Annotated in this window: 10 protein-coding genes; 6 read left to right on the plus strand and 4 right to left on the minus strand. The window is 42.7% G+C overall.

Features of this window, described 5'->3' with window-relative positions:
- The 4 genes from Q0502_RS08495 to mobA form a co-directional block, all read right to left on the minus strand.
- Positions 1 to 269, minus strand: a 269-nt coding sequence (locus Q0502_RS08495; RefSeq protein WP_298649617.1) for an ATP-binding protein, incomplete at its 3' end; no start/stop codon positions are given.
- 135 nt (positions 270 to 404) lie between these two features.
- A complete protein-coding gene (mobC, locus tag Q0502_RS08500; RefSeq protein WP_298649619.1) occupies positions 405 to 2,375 on the minus strand; it encodes a conjugal transfer protein MobC in 1,971 nt (656 codons plus the stop codon).
- 16 nt (positions 2,376 to 2,391) lie between these two features.
- Positions 2,392 to 3,624: a conjugal transfer protein MobB gene (gene mobB, locus Q0502_RS08505; protein ID WP_298649622.1), complete on the minus strand. Its 1,233-nt coding sequence runs from the start codon at positions 3,622 to 3,624 to the stop codon at positions 2,392 to 2,394.
- The gene (mobA, locus tag Q0502_RS08510; protein WP_298649624.1) at positions 3,609 to 4,037 is read right to left on the minus strand and encodes a conjugal transfer protein MobA; all 429 of its coding nucleotides are present in this window, start codon (positions 4,035 to 4,037) and stop codon (positions 3,609 to 3,611) included. Before mobA ends, mobB begins: the two co-directional genes overlap by 16 nt.
- A gap of 585 nt (positions 4,038 to 4,622) precedes the next feature.
- Between mobA and Q0502_RS08515 the strand changes: the two genes are divergently transcribed.
- From Q0502_RS08515 to Q0502_RS08540, 6 genes are all read left to right on the plus strand, one after another.
- Positions 4,623 to 5,402, plus strand: coding sequence for a ParA family protein (locus Q0502_RS08515; RefSeq protein WP_298649627.1), 780 nt, complete (start codon positions 4,623 to 4,625; stop codon positions 5,400 to 5,402).
- Entirely contained in the window at positions 5,389 to 5,757 is a 369-nt protein-coding gene (locus Q0502_RS08520) for a DUF3408 domain-containing protein (protein WP_298649630.1), read from the plus strand. The genes Q0502_RS08515 and Q0502_RS08520 overlap by 14 nt, the downstream gene beginning before the upstream one ends.
- A complete protein-coding gene (locus tag Q0502_RS08525; protein WP_298649632.1) occupies positions 5,754 to 6,332 on the plus strand; it encodes a hypothetical protein in 579 nt (192 codons plus the stop codon). The genes Q0502_RS08520 and Q0502_RS08525 overlap by 4 nt, the downstream gene beginning before the upstream one ends.
- A 50-nt stretch (positions 6,333 to 6,382) precedes the next feature.
- Positions 6,383 to 6,682, plus strand: a complete 300-nt coding sequence (locus Q0502_RS08530) for a DUF4134 domain-containing protein (protein ID WP_298649634.1) — start codon at positions 6,383 to 6,385, stop codon at positions 6,680 to 6,682.
- 3 nt (positions 6,683 to 6,685) lie between these two features.
- Entirely contained in the window at positions 6,686 to 7,009 is a 324-nt protein-coding gene (locus Q0502_RS08535; RefSeq protein ID WP_298649636.1) for a DUF4133 domain-containing protein, read from the plus strand.
- Positions 7,006 to 7,629, plus strand: a 624-nt coding sequence (locus Q0502_RS08540; protein WP_298649638.1) for a TraG family conjugative transposon ATPase, incomplete at its 3' end; no start/stop codon positions are given. The genes Q0502_RS08535 and Q0502_RS08540, both read left to right, overlap by 4 nt.

The raw sequence follows: 7,629 nt of genomic DNA on the forward strand, positions 1-7,629 counted from the left end.
AGATAACTAGTTTCCTTATTGGAGGTACCAATCATCATCCAATATTTTGTGATGATTTCATCTGTCATTCCAATCCCATTATCGATGATATATATACTGTGTCTTTGAGGGTTATTGTCTGTGTTATCAAAAATTATAATGCAATTACGGGCATCAGCGTCGTATCCATTCTTTACCAACTCTATAATAGCGCCTTCGGCATTGGCGAAATTTTCTTGTCCAATGAGCCGTGCAGTACGTGCAGATACTGTAAATGGAATTTGGGCCATAAGAATATAATTATTTTGCAAAGATAGCATTTTCTTTGAACATAGTTGATATTTGAGTGAGTAATTAAATTTCGTAAAAACCTAATTATGTGTCTGTTTGCCGTGTTTCTTTTAATCAATTTTCTCTATCTTTTATTATATTATCCTCTCTAATTCTTCCTTCACAATTGTTAAAACATCTTGCTTTACCTGCCAATAATTCAGGTCAATTTCTTCCTGCATCCGATCAATTCCATCAGGATCAGTGAAATTTACAATTTCAGGAATCTTTTTATAAGCTTTTGTTTCTGCGGAAACTATTGCTTGACTTACTACGATTTCACAATGGAATATTTTCTGTTCAATACGTTCCCCAAAATTATCCGATACTGCACCTACAAACATCCCTTGAGTGAGGTTGCTAATTTTAGATGCCGGAATCAGGGAATCCAACTGCGTATTGACGGAAGTTGTTTTTTCCTGTTGGTTGATCGTCATTGAATGTCTTTTCTGCAATACTTTCCCAAAACGTTCCGACAGGTTTTTAGCTGTATCTCCCACCACTTGTCCGCTAAAAATATTTCCCACCGTATTTTGAATTACTTTCGATTCCTTATCGCCGTAATCACGGATCAACTGAGAAAAATCCTGAAATCCCAAACAAACGGCAACCTTATTGGAACGGGCTGTGGCAATCAGGTTATCCAATCCACGGAAATAAATGGTAGGCAGCTCATCAATAATAACCGAACTTTTCAATTTCCCTTTTTTGTTGATCAGTTTCACAATCCTCGAATTGTATAAACCCAACGCAGCAGAATAAATATTCTGACGGTCAGGATTATTGCCCACACAAAGGATCTTCGGTTCATCGGGATTGTTGATGTCCAACGTAAAATCATCTCCCGTCATTACCCAGTATAGCTGCGGCGATATCATCCTCGATAACGGAATTTTGGCCGATGCGATCTGTCCTTGCAACTGGTCTTGTGCACCTCCTTCCCAGGCGTCCATAAAGGGTGACAGGTAGTTCTCCAACTGCGGATAGGAAGTCAATATCGGAAATATATCGGTATACCGGCGATTTAAGAATTCAATGGCATGTGGAAACGTGCAATACTTTCCGTTCTTATACATTTTCAGGTACCAGATAATGGCTGTCAATAAAATAATCGGTGATTCCACAAAGAAATCGCCTTGTTTCTGTATCCAGGTTTTGTTCAGGTTCAACATGATCGTATGAGCCGATTCATAAGCATCCGCGATATCCGTCATAAATACCGGATTAATGGGATTACATCGGTGACTTCGCCTCGGATCATCGAAATTTATCACATAAAACTTCGGGGTTACCGGATACTTGTCCGTGTTTTTCAGCAATGTATTGTATGCAATTTCCGATAGGTCGGGATATTTAAAATCGTAGCAATACAAGGCAAATCCCTTTTGTATCTGCTGTTTGATGTAGTTATTCACTACCGCATACGATTTTCCCGAACCCGGTGTTCCCAACACAATGGAACCGCGGAAAGGATTCACCACATTGATCCAACCCTTGTTCCATCTCTTTTTGTAATAAAACCGTGTAGGCAGATTAACCGAATACTCGTTTTCCATCAGACGTGTTTCCTGCATAAACGATTCATTATCTTTATTGAAAACATCTTCCATTAAGTTGTTTTTCAGCAAACGGCTCATCCACAATCCTGCCACCAAGAGGCATATAAAACCAACCGATACCATAAAAATGTACAATCCTGCCGTAATGTTTTTAGGAAAGGATGATGTCAACACCCAAAAATTCAAAAAGAAAAGGGCTATCCCTAAACCCAACACCATCCATATCTTTGTCCAGGTAATGGTGTGGTTTTTAACTCCTTTCGTCCCCAGACACGATAATGCCAGAAATACCACACTGAACAGCTTTGTCCACAACGGGCGGTCGAAAAGGCCTGCCGTTTGTTGGAAATTTAACAGGATCTTGTCCAACACAATGATGGTTAGCTTCCATCCCTTGAGTGCTCCGTAGCAATACCAGTAACAATGAATAACCACAAACAGGATACTGATGGCCCGCATGAATTCCATCACTTTTGCCAATCCCCTTAAATCGTCTTCGTGTTGCATACCGGTTACTTTTTTATTACAATTTGTTCTTTTTTTTCTTCTGTTTCTTTTTGGCGTGTTTCACTGCTTCATCCTCATAGTCCGATGGACTACTACCTGCCGATAGCAAACCAAAAAGACTTCCCAACAAGGAGCCTTTCCCTGAAAATACCGGTTTAAATGCCACGTTCTCGTTAGTATGCTGCGGTAATGACTGCACCATTGGTTCCCGTGGGTTGAACAGTTGATTGAACATATTCGCTGAAAACTCCTTGCCCAATCTTGAACCGTTAAATACCGCTTTTTCCTGATGGTCAATAAACGTGGTGCCGTAAATCCGTCCTTCGTTGTTAGTCCTGAATAACACACTGATATTGTTTTTTGCCAGCTCTTTCTCAAAACCCGATTGGGCAGGATGCGATTTCAACGCCGAAGCAATTGTATTTTTACTGCGTTCTTTCAACCCTTTTGCCTTAATCAGATCTGCCGATTTCTCGAAACGCTTTTCCAATGCTTCATAACCGACTGTTTTTCCAAAGGACGAAGCATTGATGGGATTTCCCATTTTTTCACCTTTGTCGTTCAATGCAGAATAAGTCAATCCCTTGTAGGGTTTCCCGTTCACTTCGCCGCGTACTTCTTCCACACCGATGCGGTATAGCGAAAGCAACGCTTTGTATTCGTTCAAACTTAAAAAATGATAAGTTCGTGCAACGGGACAGATCACGTTGGCAATTTGCCGTTTCAGGCCTCCTTCCCGATAATCCACCGGTTTCAACGGTAATCCTTCCTGATGTTGTTGTTTTTTTGCCGGGATCAGTTTATACTTTTGTTCCAATTCCCGGCATATCTCCATCGATCTGCGGTGCTCGAAATTATGGTCTAATTTTTTTCCGTTTTCATCGATCCGCAAAGTGACGATGTGGATGTGTCTGCGTTGGATGTCCTCGTGTTTGTACACGATATACGGTTGGTTGCCGTACCCCATTTTCTGCATATACTCCTGTGCCATATCTGATAATTGGTCATTTGTAAGTTTATCCTTCGGATCGGGATTCAGGGAAATATGCAATACCGGCTTTTCGGTACGTTGATTGACAGCCAGGTACGGTTCAAACGAACGCATACAGCAGGAAATATCCCATTCTCCGTTTTTCGGCTCAATCATTCGGTTTGCCCACAGTACTTCAGCTTTTTCTTTATCCACTTTCTCCTGATTATAAGAAAGTGCACCGTAAGCCGAACTTCCCGAACTCATTTTTGCAACCATCTCTCCTCAAATTCCTGTGTTAGTTGAATAATTTGTTGGTTGATTTTCACCAATTCGAGGGTGGCTTTTTCCAGTTTATAAAGGAAGGCAAGTGCTTTTTTTTCCGAAAAATTGGATTTCAGTACTTTCACCACCTGGTTATAATTGACCCCAACACTCCTGAATTGGGAATAAAATGAGGTCAGGCGCATGTAATAATCCATGGCTGCTTTATCTATTTTCACCACTTTTACCGTCCTGTTGAAGATGCACGCCGCAATAAAATGTGCTTTAACTTTCATGCCCGATTGCTCGAATAACGTCAAAAACCTGGCATGTTCCGTTGCATTGAAACTCACCGAATAGCGGAAAATGGCCGGGTTATCTTTTGGCTTCCGTCCGGCTTTCCAATGCTTTTTATTTTCTTGTTGCATTACTGGTTGTTTAAAAATTAAAAAATTACGACTTCGGAGTACATTTTCCCCGTCCCGGGGCAAGTGATTTTGAGCAGCGGAAAACATTCCGCGCTGCTCAAAATACAACTTGCTATCCTGTTTGTCAGGATAAATCCGTCCTGCCGTCCGGATTGGAAGAAGCGCCGCTGTTTACCTGTCTTGTGTTTTACGGCCTTTTCCTTTCCAATACAAAGGTATAAGGACTGATTATTATTTAACTCATTGTATAGTAAGACAATCAATGCCATATCGATGCCAACCGCTGCCACGGGTTGGAAAGCGGAAATTCGCTGTAGATATTCTCAATTTTTTTGTATTACGGATGTATTTCTGTGGCGACAGAATGAAGTAAATAGGGCTGGAAATAGGTGTGTATTGAATGATTGTTGTGCTGTTGTTTTGATGTACTGTTGTACTGAATGATTGACTTACTGTTGTATCGTTGTATTGACGTACTGATTGACCGACATACTGAATTACACACTTGTTTCTGCCCATCATTACAAAATTATTGATATGAAGAACTGCATCCGTAAAGAATTACTCACATAAAAACGTATAGACATGAGAAAAGAACCCTTATTCGTATCCTTTTCCACCCAAAAAGGTGGGATCGGAAAAACCGCTTTGACGGTACTCACGGCAAGTTACCTGCATTTTGTAAAAGGTTTCCACGTCGGGGTGATCGATTGCGACTATCCGCAACACAGCCTGGGTGAAATGCGCAAGCGAGATAACGAACTCGTTTTGAACAACGATTATTTCAGAGAACTGGCCATCCGGCAATACATGCAGCTTGGTGTCAAAACCTATCCGGTGGAAGAATGCACCGCTGAACAGGCATTGCAACGGGCAGAAGTAATGATTCAATCTTCAGAGATACTTCCTGAGGTGATTTTCTTCGATTTGCCCGGCACATTGAACAGTCCTGGCGTTATCCGCACGTTGGCGGCTATGGATTACATTTTCGTTCCCATGAACGCTGACCGTGTTGTGCTGGAAAGCACCCTGCAATATGCCGTGATGCTGTCCGATAACCTGATCAAAAAGAATGTCGGCAACCTGAAAGCCATCTATCTTTTTTGGAATCTGGTGGACGGACGGGAAAAGACCCTGCTGTATACAGCCTATGAAAAAGTAATCGGTGAATTAGGGCTGAACCTGTTAAAAACCTATCTGCCCGACAGCAAGCGTTTCCGGAAAGAAGTGTCCGACGAACGGAAAACCGTCTTTCGTTCCACACTTTTTCCCGTCGACAAATCCCTGAGAAAAGGAAGTAATATACCTGAACTGACCGATGACATTTGTAAAATCCTAAAACTGAACCATTATGACCACGAATAAACGCGAAGTGAGCGACATCAACGAAATATTACTGTTGTCCTCCATCCGGGGAAAAACAGCTGAAACGGGTAATGCCGGTAAACCCGGAACGTCTCCTGAACCAAGTAAGCGAACACGAACCACTTCCGTGGATTACGCATCCACTTTTCTTCAAAAGAACGAATTAAAATCAAGACAGAGTGTCTATATCAGCCGCGATGTCTATAAAACCATATCCGAAATTGTACGGGTAATTGCCGGTAACGATGTAAGTGTGGGTGGATATATCGACAGTGTATTGATGCAACATTTGGAAACCCACAAGGACGAGATCAACGCTTTGTATAAAAAAGAAAGGAAGGATTTGATCGGATGAAAACACTAGCTCTGTTTGTATTACTTCTTTTAGCCGGTATTCTGATTCAACTGCTTCGAAAGAAACCACCCGAAGCAGAAAAAGATGCTACACCTATCCGTAAAAGTAACCCTGAAAAAACCATTATTGGAAAAAGCCGGGTTGTCCTGCGTTATCAAAGCCAACCACAGACACTTGCTGCCACTGATTCAGAATCAGAGGATCCGCATGAAAATAACGGTAATTTTGAATTGGATAACGAACCGTTGAACCTTCAGCTGGAGTTGAAGTATGACTCTCCAAAACCTGTACTGGAAGATATGGATGCGGAAGTCGAAGAAGATATCCAACTGGTAATGGAAGGCGAAAGCCCGTTAGCGAACGGGTTTATATACGAAGAGATGAGTTTGGCTGTCGGTGAGGTAACTCATCCGTCGGGAAAACACAACACCCAGGCAGCGGAAATACTGTACCGCATGCAAGATACGGAATGCGTTGCGCAACTGACAGCCCTTAGTCCAGAAAAAGCTGCCCATATTCACAACCTGATCAACCGGCATATCGAAACCGTTATCGCAACCCAGAAAAAGGAGTAATCCCAGTATTAACCCGGCTTCTTGAAAAGAAGCCACAAAACCTATGTAATATGGCAAAAAAGAAACTGTATTCCCTTTACATTTTTGTGATGATTGTTGCCGATGCGGCTGCCCAAGGCAACGGAGCCAGTGGAATTAACCAAGCCACACAAATGGTCACCTCGTATTTTGATCCGGCCACCAAACTGATTTATGCCATCGGAGCCGTTGTCGGTCTGATTGGCGGTGTAAAAGTGTACGGCAAGTTTTCGAGCGGAGACCCCGACACTTCCAAAACTGCTGCTTCGTGGTTTGGTGCGTGTGTGTTCCTGATCGTGGCGGCTACTATTTTACGGGCTTTCTTTCTGTAAGGTATGGCACAGTTTGAAATTAATAAAGGGGTTGGCCGCAGCGTCGAATTCAAGGGCTTGAAAAGCCAGTACCTTTTCCTGTTCGCCGGTGGGTTACTCGGAATGTTTATACTGACCGCCGTGCTTTATCTGGTCGGGTTGAATCCTTATATCTGTATTGTTACGGGTATGGGCGGCGCTATCTATATCGTGTGGAAAACGTTTCTCATGAACAAAAAATACGGTGAACACGGGCTGATGAAGATCGCAGCCCGCAAGTACCATCCCCGTTACCTCATCAACCGGAAACGCATCGGTACATTGATTGGAAAGGGGCGTACAAAATGAGAAACATATCCAAGATGACCACACTGGAAAATAAGTTTCCTCTGCTTGCCATTGAAGGCAATTGTATTATTTCCAAAGATGCGGATGTGACGGCTGTCTATCGGGTAGAACTTCCCGAACTGTTTACCGTAACAGCCAGTGAATACGAGGCCATACATTCCACGTGGCATAAAGCAATACGCGTTTTGCCACATTTTACGGTGGTGCATAAGCAGGATTGGTTCCTGAAAGAAAATTATCACTCCGATATCCAAAAGGATGAAGTGAGTTTCCTTTCCCGAAGTTACGAACGCCATTTCAACGAACGTCCGTTTCTCAACCACGAATGTTATCTCTACCTGACCAAAACCACCAAACAGCGGATGGCCCTGCAAAGCAATTTCACCACGCTGTGCAGGGGAAGTATTTTGCCCAAGGAGATCAAGGACGAAGAAACCGTGCTGCGGTTTTTGGAATCCGTCAGCCAGTTTGAACGGATCATGAACGATTCGGGATTCATCATATTAAAGCGGTTGAATGCTTCCGATATCAGTAGAAAGGGGGGACTATTGGAACGTTATTTTACGTTAGGCGGTAAAAGGGGAACACCCCTGAAAGACATCGCTTTCGGGGCTGACGAA

It is taken from the genome of uncultured Proteiniphilum sp., assembly GCF_937873925.1.
Taxonomy (GTDB): domain Bacteria; phylum Bacteroidota; class Bacteroidia; order Bacteroidales; family Dysgonomonadaceae; genus Proteiniphilum.

Excerpts from the sequence above, each read along its gene's own strand:
- mobC (WP_298649619.1), bottom strand. The coding sequence starts at position 2,375 with ATGCAACACGAAGACGATTTAAGGGGATTGGCAAAAGTGATGGAATTC.
- mobB (WP_298649622.1), bottom strand. The coding sequence starts at position 3,624 with ATGGTTGCAAAAATGAGTTCGGGAAGTTCGGCTTACGGTGCACTTTCT.
- mobA (WP_298649624.1), bottom strand. The coding sequence starts at position 4,037 with ATGCAACAAGAAAATAAAAAGCATTGGAAAGCCGGACGGAAGCCAAAA.
- Q0502_RS08515 (WP_298649627.1), top strand. The coding sequence starts at position 4,623 with ATGAGAAAAGAACCCTTATTCGTATCCTTTTCCACCCAAAAAGGTGGG.
- Q0502_RS08520 (WP_298649630.1), top strand. The coding sequence starts at position 5,389 with ATGACCACGAATAAACGCGAAGTGAGCGACATCAACGAAATATTACTG.
- Q0502_RS08525 (WP_298649632.1), top strand. The coding sequence starts at position 5,754 with ATGAAAACACTAGCTCTGTTTGTATTACTTCTTTTAGCCGGTATTCTG.
- Q0502_RS08530 (WP_298649634.1), top strand. The coding sequence starts at position 6,383 with ATGGCAAAAAAGAAACTGTATTCCCTTTACATTTTTGTGATGATTGTT.
- Q0502_RS08535 (WP_298649636.1), top strand. The coding sequence starts at position 6,686 with ATGGCACAGTTTGAAATTAATAAAGGGGTTGGCCGCAGCGTCGAATTC.